Genomic DNA, 13,961 nt, shown 5'->3' on the forward strand with positions numbered 1-13,961 from the left:
CATGGCTAAGCAAACCAAGGCTCAAAAGGCCCGCACCGGCGTCACCCAAGACCTGCTGCCGTTCACCGACGCCATCAAGCTGGCCAAGGAAAACGCCAAGTCGAAGTTCGACGAATCCCTGGAAATCGCAGTCAACCTGGGCGTCGATCCGCGTCACGCCGACCAACAGGTCCGTGGCGTGGTGAACCTGCCGTCGGGTACGGGCCGTGACGTCCGCGTCGCCGTCTTCGCCAAGGACGCCAAGGCCGCCGAAGCCACCGCCGCCGGCGCCGAACACGTCGGCGCCGAAGATCTGTACGAAAAGATCGCCGGCGGCTTCATGGAGTTCGACCGCGTGATCGCGTCGCCGGACATGATGGCCCTGGTCGGTCGTCTGGGTAAGGTGCTGGGCCCGCGCGGCCTGATGCCGAACCCCAAGGTCGGCACCGTGACCCCGAACGTGGCCCAGGCCGTCAAGGACGCCAAGGGCGGCGCCGTCGAGTTCCGCGTCGAGAAGGCGGGCATCGTCCACGCCGGCATCGGCAAGGTGTCCTTCACGCAGGACGCCCTGGAAGCCAACGTCAAGGCTATCGTGGACGCTCTGGTCCGCGCCAAGCCGTCGGGCGCCAAGGGCACCTATGTGAAGCGCATCAGCCTGTCGACCACGATGGGCCCGGGCCTCAAGGTCGATCCGGCCTCGCTGGGCGCCTAAGCCTCAGCGACACGTCAGACTGTTGAACGGCGGGGAGAAATCCCCGCCGTTTTTCCATGAAAATGGCCCCGGAGAGCGATCTCCGGGGCCGTTGTCGTCTTGGCGCGCGAGGCGGAGTCAGTCGGCCTTGGAGCCGTCGAACATGGTGTTGCCGTTGGCGGTCGCAGCGTCGGGAACTTCCTGGATGACGTCGAAATGTTCAACGATCTTGCCGTTCTCGACCCGGAAGATGTCGATGACGGCCTGCCCCGGATCGCTGGGCGTTTTCTGGGAATGAACGTGCAGGACGACCAGATCACCGTCCACGATCACCCGATGAATCACCGCGCGCGACTGGGGATTGTCGCGGAAGAAGCCTTCGAAATATTCGTAGAAGGCCGCCGCGCCGTTCGGGACGAATGGATTGTGCTGGATATAGTGATCGCCGATGTAGAGGCGCGCCGCCTCGGTCGGCTTGTGCTGGTTGAAGGCCAGTTCGTAGAAGGCGGTGACCAGACGGGCGTTGGCCTCCTCCTGCGACGTGCGGCTGCTGGAAGGCGCCGCCTGTTGGGCCAAGGCGGCGGAGGCGGGCAGGGCGACCGCCGCCAGCCCGAAGGCGGCGACGGCGGCGATCAAGGACGTCCTCATGGCGTGATCCCCTTTCAGTAGGCCGCGGTGAAGCGGGCGCGGCTGTGTTTGGGCTGCTCCAGTTCATCGACCATGGCGATGGCGTAGTCGGCGAAGCTGATCTTGCTGTCGCCCTTGTCGTCCACGACCAGTTGGTCGCCGCCGGTGCGATAGGCGCCGGTGCGGGGGCCTTCCTCGATCAGGGCGGCGGGTGAGAAGAAGGTCCAGTCGATGTCCTTCTCCTGGCGCAGATCCTCAAGGAAGGTGATGCCGCCCTTGGCGATGGGCTTCCACTCGGCCGGGAACTGCGGCGTGTCGAACAGGATGACGCCGGGCGCGACCTCCAGGCTGGCGGCGCCGCCCGTGACGAGCAGGCGCGGCACGCCAGCGGTCTTCAGCGCGCCAAGCAGGGTTTCGGCGGGCACGTCGAAATGCAGGGCGCTGATGACGGCGTCCGCGCCCTTGATCAAGGCGGCCAGGGCGGCGGGATCGGAGGCGTCGCCCGCGACGGGGGTGACGCCGGACGCGACGGGGATGGCTTCGGGCTTGCGGGCGATGGCCGTGACGGCATGACCGCGCGAGGCCAGCTCCTTGGTGATTTCCGAACCGGCGCGGCCGCTGGCGCCGAGGACTGCGACTTTCATGGAGAGGCTCCTGTTGGTTTCCAATGGATACCAAGTGTGGCATGGGGGACGACCATGCAAGACGGCACCTTTTCCACACCTGGTCACCTGGACGTAACCACGACGCGCGGCGACGTGTTTGCGGCCGCCTGTCCAACGCGCCAACTGCTGGATCGGATCGCAGACAAGTGGAGCACTCTGGTCCTGATCGTGCTGGGGCAGGGGCCGGTGCGGTTCAATGGATTGAAGCGGCGCATCGACGGCGTGTCCCAGAAGATGCTGAGCCAGACGCTGAAATCGCTGGAGCGCGACGGTCTGGTGTCGCGCACCGTCGTCGCGACTGCGCCGGTGACGGTGACCTATGCGGTGACGCCGCTGGGCCGGGGGCTGATGGCGTCGATGCAGGCCATGATCGACTGGGCTGAGACCCGGATGCCGGAGGTGGCGGCGGCCCAGGCCGAGTATGATCGGGGATGCCGCGAGACCCACTGAGCGGCGGCTCGGTTTTTTTTATCGCAGCCGGCGAACGGCCACGCTCCGCCCGCGTTCCTGTCGCGACCTTGAAGGGGGCGACATGTTCGGTTTTGGCGGATTGAGGGGCGACAAGCCCGTGACGGGCGGCGACCCCTGGAAGGGCCGGCTGGCGTTCGGGGCGGTCGTGCTGGTGGCCGGCTATTTCGTCGTGCAGCTGGTGGTGACGCTGCAGACCCTGTGGCTGCTGATCTTCGGGGCCATCGTGGTGGCGGTGATCCTGCGGGCCCTGGCCGATCCCATCGTGCGCTGGCTGAAGGCGCCCGACCCGCTGGCGGTGTTCCTGTCCCTGCTGATCGTGGTGGCGGTGCTGGCCGGGGTGCTGGCCCTGTTCGGCGCCCAGATCGCCGATCAGGTGAACGCTCTGGCCGCCATCGTGCCCCAGGGCTGGGCGCAGGTGCAGACCTGGATCGAGGCCCAGCCCTATGCCGCGCAGATTCTGGAGCAGCTGCAGAACCTGGGCAGCCGCGCGGGCGAGGCGTTGCAGGTGGCGCAGAAGTTCGCCCTGGGCTTCGCCGCCGGTGTCACGACGATGGTGCTGGTGATCGTGGCGGGGGTGTTCCTGGCCATCGAACCGGCCAAGTCGCGCGAGGGGCTGCTGTCCATCCTGCCGATGAGCAGACGGGCGCGGATGCGCGAGGTGCTGAACGCCTGCGGCAAGGCGCTGAAGGGCTGGCTGAAGGCGCAGCTGTTCTCGATGGTGCTGGTCGGCACCCTGACCGGGATCGGCCTGGCTCTGATCGGCGTGCCGTCGGCCCTGGGCCTGGGGCTGCTGACGGGTCTGGCGCAGTTCGTGCCGATCGTCGGACCGATCGTGTCGACCATTCCATCGGTGCTGGTGGCGGCCACGCAGGGGTGGCAGACGGCCCTGCTGGCCGTTCTGGTCCACATCATCATCTCTCAGCTGGAGAGCAACTTCATCACCCCGATGGTGCAGAAGAACGTGGCCAATCTGCCCGTGGTGCTGGGCATCTTCGCCGTGGTGGGGATCGGCACGCTGTTCGGCCCGCTGGGGGTGCTGTTCGCCACGCCCCTGGCCCTGGTGCTGCATACGCTGGTGACCATGCTGTATAGACAGGATGTGCTGCACGACCCCGACGCCAAGGCGCCGGGGCAGAAATAATCCGGTCGTCCGAGCGCTGACAACTTGACGCAGCCGCCGCGATCCCCTTTCGAGAGCGGCGCCGAAACGGCGACCGCCGTCGAGGAGCAAGGACGTGACCCAGGCAGAACGATCCAACCCGCTCGGCGGCGAGGCCTGAGGTTGGCGCGCGTCGGCTCCAAGCGCACGGTCCGGTCCGAGACCCGACAGGTGGCGGCCTTGCCCTGGCGGCTGGAGAACGGCCAGCGGCGCATCCTGATGATCACCTCGCGCGAGACGCGCCGCTGGGTCATCCCCAAGGGCGGGCGGATGGTCGGCAAGACCGATCCCGAGGCCGCCGCCCAGGAGGCGATGGAGGAGGCAGGGGTCAAGGGCGACATCGACTGTCAATCCATCGGCGTCTTCCGCTACGCCAAGGCGACGAAGGATGGCGGGGTGCGCCAGTGCGTGGTCTCGGTCTATCCGCTGGAGGTGCTGATCCAGATGGGCGCCTGGCCCGAGGCGCATCAGCGCGAGCGCCGCTGGATGAGCCTGGGCGAGGCGGCGGACCTGGTGCATGAGCCGGATCTGGCCGCCCTGATCCGCGACTTCGACGCCACGCCGCTGGCCGATTAGACAACCGGCGGTCGATTTCGGCTGGTCAGCCCGGAGGCGTCCCCGCGATAAGAGCGGCGGGAGGCTGATATGACCATTCTTAGAACTCTGGCGCTGGGCGTTGCGCTTGCGCTCGTCGCGACGGGCGCCCACGCTCAAACCGAGACCGTCGTCGTCACCCGTGTCGAACCGGCGCCGCTGGACGCCGCCCTGGCGCGTCGCAGCAGTCTGGCCCGCGAACTGATCGGGCTGTCGGCGGGACCGAATTTCGCCAAGGAGATCGAGCGCATCATCGGCACGGAGATTGAAAAGATCGGCGACGGACAGAGTGAGGAGGCCGCCTGGGTTCGCGCCGCTATGCCGCCCATGATGAGCCGGATGGTGACGCGGCTGCTGGACGAGATGGTCCCCGCCTATGCCGAAATCTACAGCGAGGAAGAACTGCGCGGACAGATCGACTTCTACCGCAGTCCGGTCGGCCGGTCTGTCGCCGCCAAGACGGCGCCGCTGGCCATGGCGGTTCAGGAGGCGCAGGTCAGGGTCATGACCGACTTCATGACCGAGTTGCAGGGCAAATACTGCGCGCGGTTCAACTGTGGCGAGGCCGGCCAGGCGGGCGCCAAGTCCCGGCGCTAGCCGTCCAGTTCGGGGTAGTGGCGGAAGACGCCGTCCGCGTTGAAGGGGATGCGGCGGTCGCTGGCCAGATAGGCGGCGATGCGGGGCAGGGCGGCGACGCGGTCGCGCACGGCGACCACCCCCGGCGTCGCCCCCAGGACGCGGCCCGTTGCCTTGGGAAAGGCGTAGGTCAGGCCCTCGACGATCTGGAACAGCGACAGGTCCGCATAGGTCAGGCGGTCGCCGATCATCCAGTCGGCGCCATGCGGATTTCGGGTCAGCACCGTCTCGGCCCAGGTCAGGAACTTGGCGATGCGCGCCTTGCGGAAGCCCTTGGCGCGGCGGGCCGCCTCGGGCTTCTGATCGTCGTAATAGGCCATCAGGTCGACGGGATGGTGGGTGTCGTGGGCCTCGGCGACCAGATCGGCCAGGGTCAGCTGGATCTGGTTCAGCCAGGCCCGGTCGCTGTCGCCGTCGGGGCTGAGGCCCAGCTGCGGCCCCAGCCAGGCCAGTATGGCCGCGACCTGGCCGACGGTGCGGTCGCCCAGCCGAACGAAGGGCGGGGCGAAGGAGGGCGTTGCGGCCTCCTTCATCAGGGCGGTCATGGCCTCGCCGCCGTCCTGGCGCGAGACGTCGACATAGGGGGCGCCCGCGGCCTCGAACGCCAGGCGGACGAACTCGCCGCGGCCCTGGATGGTCGGCCAGTAATAGAGTTGATAGGCCATGCGCGCCGCTCCTTGATTTCCTGTCGGGGTCGCTGTAAGAGCGCCGCTTCCCGTCGGAGGTTCATCTTCCGGCGGTCCTGTCCGAGAACTTCGGGGCGTGGGGGTCACCCAGGCCATAACTGTCAGAGAGCCCTCTGACGCCGTGGGGAGATGGGGACGCGACCTTGCCGATGTCAGCCCGCATTCCGGGACGGACGCCGTCAGACGCATCCTTCGGACAATACGACCGGCCCGAACGTTTCGCAGCGATGCGGCGCGCTTTGGCCAATCCGTCGTCGGGAATAAGCCCGGCGGCGAATACCAAGACTGGAGACCGCAATGGATCGCGCTCAAAAAGCCGAGTCTATCGAAACGCTGAAGGGCGTGTTCGCCGAGGCCGGCAGCGTGGTCGTGACCCACAACCTGGGTCTGACCGTTGCGGAAATGGAAGACCTGCGTGGTCGCCTTCGCAAAGAAGGCGGCGCGTTCAAGGTGGTCAAGAACCGCCTGGCGCTGAAGGCGCTCGAAGCCGAAGAAGGCAGCGACTACCACGGCCTGTTCAAGGGCCCGGTGGGCATCGCCTATTCCGAGAACCCCGGTACGGCCGCCAAGGTCGCCACCGAGTTCGCCAAGGCCAATGATCGCTTCAAGATCATCGGCGGCTTCATGGGCGAAACCGTTGTGGACGTTAAGGGCGTGGAAGTTCTTTCCAAGCTCCCGACGCTCGACGAGGTTCGCGGTCAACTCATCGGCCTGCTCAACGCGCCTGCGACCCGTATCGCCGGCGTGCTGCAAGCACCCGCCGGTCAGCTGGCTCGCGTGTTCAACGCCTACGCCACCAAGGAAGCCGCGTAAGCGGCCCCGCCTTTCATCTCTGCATCACTCTCTAAACCTCATCCTCCGAAGGAAAACTGACAATGGCCGACCTCGCCAAGATCGTCGAAGACCTGTCCGCGCTTACCGTTCTGGAAGCCGCTGAACTCTCCAAGCTGCTGGAAGAAAAGTGGGGCGTCAGCGCCGCTGCTCCGGTCGCCATGGCTGCTCCGGCCGCCGGCGGCGGCGCTCCGGCTGAAGCCGCCGAAGAGCAAACCGAATTCACCGTCGTCCTGCTGGACGGCGGCGACAAGAAGATCAACGTGATCAAGGAAGTCCGCGGCGTCCGTTCGGACCTGGGTCTGAAGGAAGCCAAGGACCTGGTCGAAGGCGCTCCGCAGAACGTCGTCGAGAACGTCTCCAAGCAAGCCGCCGACGAAGTCGCCAAGAAGCTGACGGAAGCCGGCGCCAAGGTCCAGATCAAGTAATCTGGGTCTCAGCTCTGCTGATATCGGAAAGACCCGGCGGGAAACCGCCGGGTCTTTTTTTTGGCCTACAGCGCGGAGCGCTGCTTGAGGCCGATCAGTGTCTGGTCGGTTGGCGGTGGAGCGAGGCGCCGCCCCTTGCTTCGGCCTCAGCCTTGCGGTCGGGTGCGGGCGGCGAAGAAGGCCCACAGGGCGTCGTTGTCGGCGACCCAGCTGTGGCCGCCGCCTGAGGTGATGCGGCCCACCACGTCCGCGCCGTCGCGACAGGCGGCGTAACCCTCTTCATAGACATTGTCGGCGATCCAGCGGGTGTCGCGCACCTGGGTGCAGCCGTTCAACTGGGCCCAGCGCTGTTCGGCGGCGTGCATGGTGTAGCTCCAATAGCCTGCGCCGCCGCCCTGGATGGGGTTGGTCGTGTCGGCGTCTCCGGCGAAGGCGATGACCGGCATCGGGCGCGAGGGGCGGCAGGTGGCGGGATCGGGCTCTTCCGGTCGGTCCTTGCTGGGATTGCCGGCGCGCAGGCCCACGACCGGAGCGATGGCGGCGAACCGGTCGGCGGCGACGCATCCCAGCCAGGAGGTCATCCGTCCGCCGCCCGACAGGCCCGTGGCGTAGACGCGGCTGTCGTCCGCGCAGCCCTGGGCGGCCAGATAGCGGATGGCGGTCGTCAGATAGGCGACGTCATCGGCGTCGCCGGGGCCGGGCACGGCGCCGGTGACGGTCGGCACGCCGGGTATGTTCCAGACGAAGCCCCGCTCGACCGGAATGCCGCCGTCAGGCGCGGCGACGAGGAAGCCGTGCCTGTCCGCCGCCTCGGCCAGCCGGGACGACGCCAGCATGGATGCGCCCGTGCCGCCGCTGCCGTGCAGCAGGAAGACCAGGGGCGCGGGACGGGCGGGATCGAAACCGGCCGGGACGTGCAGCAGCAGGGTCCGGCCCGAACCGCCGATGGCCACGGCCTGGGTTCGGCCGGGCTGGCCCAGGCCGCACGGCGCGGCCGCCTGGGCCGTCTGGCCGAACAGGCAAAGCCCGGCAAGGGCCGTGATCAGGCCGATCAAACGCTTCATCGGGTTTCGCCTCTGGTGAATGCAGGGAGCACGGGGCTAGCGCCGCCGCGGCGCGAGGATGTCGGACAGGCGGTCGGGGGTTCCCTCGATCCGTTCCAGACGCGGATATCGCAGGCCGTCGTGATAGGCGAAGGCGACGGTGCGGAAGCGGTCGCCGGACTTGAGCAACAGCTCCAGCGGGGCGTCGGTCCCCTTGGCGGCGGTGACGGCCTCGCGCAGGATCTCGGCCGAGCCGGCCTTGCCGTTGACGGCGACCAGGGACCAGCCCGCGCCGATCCCCTGGTCGAAGGCGGGCCCGCCCCAGCGGATGTTGGTCAGCTTGTCGCCCGACAGGGTGAAGCCCAGCGAATACTGGAAGTCGTTGGCCCAGCCGGTCTGGACCGCCTTTTCGTCGGCGTTCGGCGTATCGGTATAGGTCAGACGCCAGCCCGCGCGGGCCAGGCCGTCCAGCGGCGCCCTGGCGTCGGGGCCGACCGCGTCCAGACGACCGCGCAGGAACCCAGCCCAGTCGTGCGGATAGACGGCGTTCAGGGCCGCGACCACGTCTTCGAACCTGTAGCCCTGCGGCGCCCACTGGCCGTCGTCATGGCCGAAGAAGGCGCGGGCGAAGTCGTCGAGGGATTTGCGGTCGTTGGTGCCCTCGCGGATCAGGGTGTCGGCGTCCAGCCAGACCAGCAGGCTCTCGCGGTAATAGTCGCCCGTGCCGCGCATCCACGACGGATACTGGCCCGTCACCCGGTAGCCCAGCAGGTTGTGGTTGTTGGTGTCCTGAAGCGCGCGCCATTGACGGCCGGGCTGCTGGTCGTAGAAGGCCGCCACATTGGCCAGGGTGGCCAGGGCCACGCCCTTGGAATGCAGGCCCGCGCGGGCGGCCAGCACGTCGCCCCAGTATTCGGTCTGCCCCTCATACACCCACAGCAGGGTGTTCTGGGTCGGGACATTGTGGTTGGCGGTCAGCTCGTCCGCCGGGCGCATGAACTTGCCGTTCCAGGAGTGGGTGTATTCGTGGGGCAAGAGGCCCCGGTCGCCCGCGCTCTTGGCCCAGTCGGTGAAGAAGTTGGGGGCGCCGGTGTTCTCGGACGAGCGATGATGCTCCAGCCCGATGCCGCCCATCTGGTCGGTCAGGGCGAACAGGAACTCGTAGTGGTCGAAGTGGCGGGCGCCGAACAGGCGGTCGGCCTGCTGGACCATGGTCTCGAACAGCTTCAACTGCTCGTCGGTGGCGGCCAGCCCCTTGGCCTCGTCGGCCAGGATGTTCAGATGAACCCGGTCGCCCGTCGGATCGATGTCCACGCGGCGATAGTGGGCGCCGGCGAAGATGGGGCTGTCGATCAGGGTGTAGAGGTCGGTCGGCGCGAAGGTCGCCACGTCGCCCTCCTGCGACGCGGTCGTCAGGGCCGTGCCGTATTTCCAGCCCGCGGGCAGGACGACCGAGGGCGCGACCTGAATCCGGCGGCTGAAATAGCCGGCCGGATAGAGGATGGCCTTCTCCCACTGAAGATTGACCATGGCCGGGGTCATCAGCACGCGCCAGTTGGAGGCGTCGGGCTGGGTCAGCTGCTGGAACTCGACCTCGATGGCGGTCACGCCCGCCGGAATCTCGAGGTGGAAGGCGTAGGGGTCCAGCGTATCCCGCAGCCACTCGATCCGCCGGCCGTCGGCGGTGACGGTCAGGCCCGACAGAAGCTGGATCGGGCCGGTGGCGGCGTGATTGCCGGGCAGGAACTTGGGATAGAGCAGGGTCAGCGGGCCAGCGGCGGGGACCGGGATGATCTGGCGCACGCGGATGATGCGGCGGTCCAGATCGGTGATGTCGGCGCGGTACTGGATGACGCCCGGATAGGGCGTGTCCTGGGGCGCCGGAATGGCGGGCTGGGCGCGGGGCAGGGCCAGCGGGGCCTGGGCCGCGTCGGTGATGACGGGCGTGGACTGGAAGGTCTGGGCCATCACCGGGGCGGAAACGCCGCACATCAGAAGAGCGAGACAGGCGGCGGTCAGGCGGGTGCGCGGCATCAGGTCATCCAGGCGTGAAGGCAGGCGCGCACCGTCGAGGGCGTCGGGCGATGCGTCAAGCGTGGCGTTGTGTCTCCTCCCCACACGACCCGTCTCCTCCCCATGAAATGGGGAGGTGGCGCGGCGCGTCTTCCGCGCCGTGACGAAGGGGCTCTGCGCTGCATCACGGGCGGCTGCGGGGCGTGAATAGCCCCTCCACCACTTCGTGGTCCCCCTCCCCACGCTGTGGGGAGGAGACTGGCTGGCGTTAGCGCTTTCTCGGCGTCAGGATGTCGGTCAGGCGATCCGGGGTTCCGGGGATCCGCTCCAGGCGCGGGTAGCGAAGTCCGTCGTGGTAGTCGAGGACGACCGTCCTGAACCGGTCGCCGTCCTTGACGATCAGGGTGACGGGGACGGCCGGGTCCCTGGCGGCGGTGACGGCGGCGGACAGGCGGTCGGGCGTTGACGCCTGGCCGCCGACAGCGACGATCTCCATGCCCACGGCCAGGCCCGCCTTGAAGGCCGGACTGTCCCACTGGACGCTGCGGATTTTGTTCGCCTCGCCGGTCTGGAATCCCAGGGAATAGGTGAAGTCGTTGCGCTTCAGCTCCGAATACAGGGTCTTCATATAGTCGGTTGGGGTGTCCGCGAAGGCCAGGCGCCAGCCGCCGCGCGCCAGCCCGTCCAGCGGCGCACGGGCGTTCGGACCATCCGCGTCCAGACGCGCGCGCAGGAAGGCGGCCCAGTCGTTGGCGACAACCCCGTTCAGGGCCGCGACCACATCCTCGAACGTGTAGGGGGCAGGCGTATAGCTGCCGTCCTGAACGCCGTAGAAGGCGCGGGCGAAGTCATCCAGCGACTTCCTGCCATTCGTCTTCTCCCGGATCAGGGTGTCGACGTCGAGCCAGATCAGCTCACCCTCTGAATAATAGTCCTCGTCGCGCTGCCACGACAGCCAGCCCTTGGCCTGGCGCTGGCTGATGATCGGATCATTGGTGGTGTCCTGAAGCGCGCGCCACTGGCGGCCGACGCGCGTGTCATAGGTCGCCGCCGTCATGGCCAGGGAATCCAGCGCCTGTTGCGTGGTCAGAAGCCCCGAACGGGCGGCGATCACCTGGCCGTAGTATTGCGTCTGCCCCTCATAGACCCACAGCAGGCTGTTCTGCAGGGGACTGTTGAAGTTGGGCGCATACTGGTCGCCGGGACGACGCCATTTGCCGTCCCAGGAGTGGTTCATCTCGTGGCTGAGCAGGTCGCGGTCGCTGAGGTGGGTGGCCCAGCCGGTGAAGAAGGCCGGATCGACCGAGTTCTCCGAACTGCGATGATGCTCCAGCCCGATGCCGCCCAGCCTGTCGGTCATGGCGATCAGGAAGTCATAGTGGTCGAAGTGGCGCGCGCCATAAAGCCGGTCCATCTGCGTCACCAGATTGCGCAGGATCTGCACCTGCTCGTCCGTGGCGTTCAGGCTGTCGGCCTCGTCGGCGAAGATGTTGGCCCGCACCGGCGACCGGCCGCCGGGGTCGAGGTCGATCTGGCGATAGTGGACGCCGGCGAAGACCGGGCTGTCGATCAGGACTTCCAGGTTCACCGGCTTGAAGGTCTGGAGGTCGCCGTCCTTGGTCTGGGGCTCCAGCGCCGTGCCGAACGACCAGCCCGCCGGGAACCGCACCGTCGGCTGGACCATGATGTTGCGCGACCAGTGACCGGCCGGATAGAGCAGCATCTTCTCCCACTGAATGTTCAGCATCTCGGGCGTCATGGTGATGCGGCCCTGCGCCCCGGCGGTCGGCGACAGGTGCTGAAGCCTGATGTCCAGGGCGGTCGCGCCCGCCGGAACCACGATGTGGTAGGCGAAGGGGTGCAGGGTGTCGCGCACCCACTGCACCCGTTGACCATTGGCGGTGATCTCAAGCCCCGCGAGTTGGGGGACGGGGCCGGTCGGGCCATGCTCGCCGGGCAGCCACTGCGGGAAATACAGCACCATCGGCCCGGCCTGGGCGACGGGAATGGTCTCGGTCACCGAGAAGATGCGCTGCGACAGGTTCGTGGCGTCCACGTCCAGCGCGATCACGCCAGGATAGGCGACGTCCTGGGCGTCCGGGATCGGCGGCTGGGGCGCGGGCAGGGCGGGCGCATAGGTCGAGGCCTGCTGGGCCAGGGCGGCGGGGGCGGCCGAGACCAGCAGCAGCGCCAGGCCGGCGACGCGAAGACGGAGGGGGATCATCACGGACTCTCAAACACTTCCGGGGGAAGGCGCGACAGTCCGCCGCAGGGGGCGGGGCGTCAAGCGTCAGTGGTGATCCGAAATTGCACTGCACGCCGAAAACGCGTGCAAAATGCAAGAAGGTGCAATTTCGCTCAGTCTTCCTCCATCGGACGCAGGGGCGGGGTGGCGGGCAGATTGTGCTGTCTTTTCGGGTCCTTCGCCATGTCGCGGTAATAGCGTACGGCGTGGTCGTCGACCTTGGCGATGGCCGCGAGATCCTGGTGCAGGCGAGACCAGCCCCGCGCCTCGATCAGCTTGCCGTCGATCATCGCCTTGGAGGCGTTGGCCCAGGCCAGTCGCGCCATGTCGGCGGCGTTGCAGGGCAGGCGCTCGTCGATGAAGCCGAGTTCATAGCTGTCGAGCGGTTCGAATACGGCGCCATGGGGTTGATCCGACCGGCGCCATCCCTCCGTGCGGGCGCGCCAGCGGAAGGTCGAGAGGCTGAGGCCGTGACGCTCGCACACCTCGACGGCGAAACCGCCGGCCAGATAGTCCTTGCGCGCGGCGGCCCATGTCGCGGCGGACCGTCGGGTCCAGTCGGGGGCGTTCGGTTGGGGGGCGTTCGGTTGGGGGTCGGAGCGGTCATCGGTCATGCCGACCATGATGCGCGCGCCGCTTTCTATGGCCGGAAGAACGCCGCTGCGGGCGACCAAGGCCTTGAATGCGCGGGCGACCGCCGGCGCGAATAGGATGGAGAACGGGCGCCAGCCAGCCTATTCGCGGCTCAGCCCGGCTTGACCTCCAGCAGTTCGACCGAGAACCGCAGGGTGGAGTTGGGCGGCAGTTCGTCGCCGCCGACCCAGCGCGAGCCATAGGCCAGCGAGGCGGGAATGACGAACTCGTAGATCTCGCCGACGTGCATCAGGCCGACGCCCTCGGTCCAGCCCTTGATGACGCGGTTCAGCGGGAACTCGGCCGGTTCGTTGCGGGAATAGGAGCTGTCGAACTCGCGCCCGTCGATGAATGTGCCGCGATAGTGGACCTTGACCGTGTCGGTCGGGTTGGGGCGGGCGGCGTCGGGGTGGGCCTTGCCGACGCGGCGGTATTGCAGCCCGCTCTCCGTCGTGGTCCAGCCGCGCCGGGCGCCGTTCCAGGTCAGATAGTCGGCGTTGCCCTGATCCCACAACTGCTGGGCCGTAAGCCCGGCCTCGCCCTGAACCTGGGCGGCGGCGCGGGCGGCGGCGGACGCCGTCTCGGCATAGGTCACCGGCTGACGCGTGGCGCAGGCGGACAGGGCGAGAACGGCGAGCAGGGGCAGGGCGAAGCGAGTCATGGGCGGACGCTAGATGACGACGATCATGGCGGCAATGCGTGACTTTTCCTCCCCGTTGCGTAGCAATGGGGAGGGGGACCGCGAAGCGGTGGAGGGGCTGTTTGCCGTCTGAACCGATCATCTATCAGCGCGCCGCGAAGATGAGGCGGGCGCTGACGCCGCCGGAGGCGAGGTTGTGGGCCTGCTTGAAAGGCGGCAAGCTGGGCGGCTTCAAGTTTCGACGCCAGCATCCGATCGGACCCTATATTCTGGACTTCTATTGCGCGGCGGCGCGGTTGGGCGTCGAGGTGGATGGCGCGGTTCATGAGCAGGACGGCCAGGCCGCGCATGACATGCGTCGCACCGCCTGGCTGGCGGATCAGAAGATCGATGTGGTCCGCTTTCCCGCCCTGAGCATCAGGGATGGGCTGGATGACGTCCTGACCTTCTTGGCGGGCGAGGTTCGTGCGCGGTCAAGGTAGCGGGCGTCCGCGAGGCGGAAACAGCCCCTCCACCACGCCCTTTGGGCGCGGTCCCCCTCCCCATCGCACGCGATGGGGAGGAAAGGCCTTTATTTCGTCGCGAATGCGCGTATATGTGCGCGTTCCCGCAACACTCCA

At 67.7% G+C, this 13,961-nt stretch carries 16 protein-coding genes; 8 read left to right on the forward strand and 8 right to left on the reverse strand.

Going from position 1 to position 13,961, the window contains the following annotated elements; all coding sequences use genetic code 11:
* The first annotated feature begins 1 nt into the window (after position 1).
* Positions 2–691, forward strand: coding sequence for a 50S ribosomal protein L1 (rplA, locus tag P0Y50_10400; protein ID WEK38956.1), 690 nt, complete (start codon positions 2–4; stop codon positions 689–691).
* Positions 692–808: 117 nt separating this feature from the next.
* Here rplA and P0Y50_10405 read toward each other — a convergent pair whose 3' ends face one another.
* Together P0Y50_10405 and P0Y50_10410 are read right to left on the reverse strand one after the other, a co-directional pair.
* Positions 809–1,318, reverse strand: a complete 510-nt coding sequence (locus P0Y50_10405) for a nuclear transport factor 2 family protein (protein WEK38957.1) — start codon at positions 1,316–1,318, stop codon at positions 809–811.
* Between the two features lie 14 nt (positions 1,319–1,332).
* The gene (locus P0Y50_10410) at positions 1,333–1,941 is read right to left on the reverse strand and encodes an NAD(P)-dependent oxidoreductase (GenBank protein ID WEK38958.1); all 609 of its coding nucleotides are present in this window, start codon (positions 1,939–1,941) and stop codon (positions 1,333–1,335) included.
* A 54-nt stretch (positions 1,942–1,995) separates the two neighbouring features.
* Between P0Y50_10410 and P0Y50_10415 the strand changes: the two genes are divergently transcribed.
* The 4 genes from P0Y50_10415 to P0Y50_10430 all read left to right on the forward strand — a co-directional run bounded on the left by P0Y50_10415 (position 1,996) and on the right by P0Y50_10430 (position 4,783).
* A complete protein-coding gene (locus P0Y50_10415) occupies positions 1,996–2,412 on the forward strand; it encodes a helix-turn-helix domain-containing protein (GenBank protein ID WEK38959.1) in 417 nt (138 codons plus the stop codon).
* Positions 2,413–2,494: 82 nt separating this feature from the next.
* Entirely contained in the window at positions 2,495–3,574 is a 1,080-nt protein-coding gene (locus tag P0Y50_10420; GenBank protein ID WEK38960.1) for an AI-2E family transporter, read from the forward strand.
* 189 nt (positions 3,575–3,763) lie between these two features.
* On the forward strand, positions 3,764–4,168 hold the full coding sequence (locus tag P0Y50_10425) for an NUDIX hydrolase (GenBank protein ID WEK38961.1): 405 nt from the start codon (positions 3,764–3,766) through the stop codon (positions 4,166–4,168).
* 69 nt (positions 4,169–4,237) lie between these two features.
* Entirely contained in the window at positions 4,238–4,783 is a 546-nt protein-coding gene (locus P0Y50_10430) for a DUF2059 domain-containing protein (GenBank protein ID WEK38962.1), read from the forward strand.
* On the opposite strand, the gene P0Y50_10435 is transcribed toward P0Y50_10430, so the two are convergent.
* Positions 4,780–5,487: a glutathione S-transferase gene (locus tag P0Y50_10435; protein ID WEK38963.1), complete on the reverse strand. Its 708-nt coding sequence runs from the start codon at positions 5,485–5,487 to the stop codon at positions 4,780–4,782. The two genes, P0Y50_10430 and P0Y50_10435, sit on opposite strands and share 4 nt — an antisense overlap.
* 318 nt (positions 5,488–5,805) lie before the next feature.
* Between P0Y50_10435 and rplJ the strand changes: the two genes are divergently transcribed.
* The gene (rplJ, locus tag P0Y50_10440) at positions 5,806–6,321 is read left to right on the forward strand and encodes a 50S ribosomal protein L10 (GenBank protein WEK38964.1); all 516 of its coding nucleotides are present in this window, start codon (positions 5,806–5,808) and stop codon (positions 6,319–6,321) included.
* Positions 6,322–6,383: 62 nt separating this feature from the next.
* Positions 6,384–6,767, forward strand: a complete 384-nt coding sequence (gene rplL / locus P0Y50_10445) for a 50S ribosomal protein L7/L12 (protein WEK38965.1) — start codon at positions 6,384–6,386, stop codon at positions 6,765–6,767.
* A 146-nt stretch (positions 6,768–6,913) separates the two neighbouring features.
* On the opposite strand, the gene P0Y50_10450 is transcribed toward rplL, so the two are convergent.
* The 5 genes from P0Y50_10450 to P0Y50_10470 form a co-directional block, all read right to left on the reverse strand.
* Positions 6,914–7,831: a PHB depolymerase family esterase gene (locus P0Y50_10450; GenBank protein ID WEK38966.1), complete on the reverse strand. Its 918-nt coding sequence runs from the start codon at positions 7,829–7,831 to the stop codon at positions 6,914–6,916.
* Between the two features lie 36 nt (positions 7,832–7,867).
* Positions 7,868–9,844, reverse strand: a complete 1,977-nt coding sequence (locus P0Y50_10455) for a peptidase M61 (GenBank protein ID WEK38967.1) — start codon at positions 9,842–9,844, stop codon at positions 7,868–7,870.
* A gap of 247 nt (positions 9,845–10,091) precedes the next feature.
* A complete protein-coding gene (locus P0Y50_10460) occupies positions 10,092–12,047 on the reverse strand; it encodes a peptidase M61 (protein WEK38968.1) in 1,956 nt (651 codons plus the stop codon).
* 134 nt (positions 12,048–12,181) lie between these two features.
* Positions 12,182–12,682: a hypothetical protein gene (locus tag P0Y50_10465; protein WEK38969.1), complete on the reverse strand. Its 501-nt coding sequence runs from the start codon at positions 12,680–12,682 to the stop codon at positions 12,182–12,184.
* Positions 12,683–12,813: 131 nt separating this feature from the next.
* Positions 12,814–13,362 carry an FKBP-type peptidyl-prolyl cis-trans isomerase gene (locus P0Y50_10470; GenBank protein ID WEK38970.1) on the reverse strand — a complete coding sequence of 183 codons (549 nt, stop codon included), beginning with the start codon at positions 13,360–13,362 and terminating at the stop codon, positions 12,814–12,816.
* Positions 13,363–13,463: 101 nt separating this feature from the next.
* Here P0Y50_10470 and P0Y50_10475 point away from each other — a divergent pair, with 101 nt between their 5' ends.
* A complete protein-coding gene (locus P0Y50_10475) occupies positions 13,464–13,823 on the forward strand; it encodes a DUF559 domain-containing protein (GenBank protein WEK38971.1) in 360 nt (119 codons plus the stop codon).
* Positions 13,824–13,961: the final 138 nt, after the last annotated feature.

Source organism: Candidatus Brevundimonas colombiensis (assembly GCA_029202665.1).
Taxonomy (GTDB): domain Bacteria; phylum Pseudomonadota; class Alphaproteobacteria; order Caulobacterales; family Caulobacteraceae; genus Brevundimonas; species Brevundimonas colombiensis.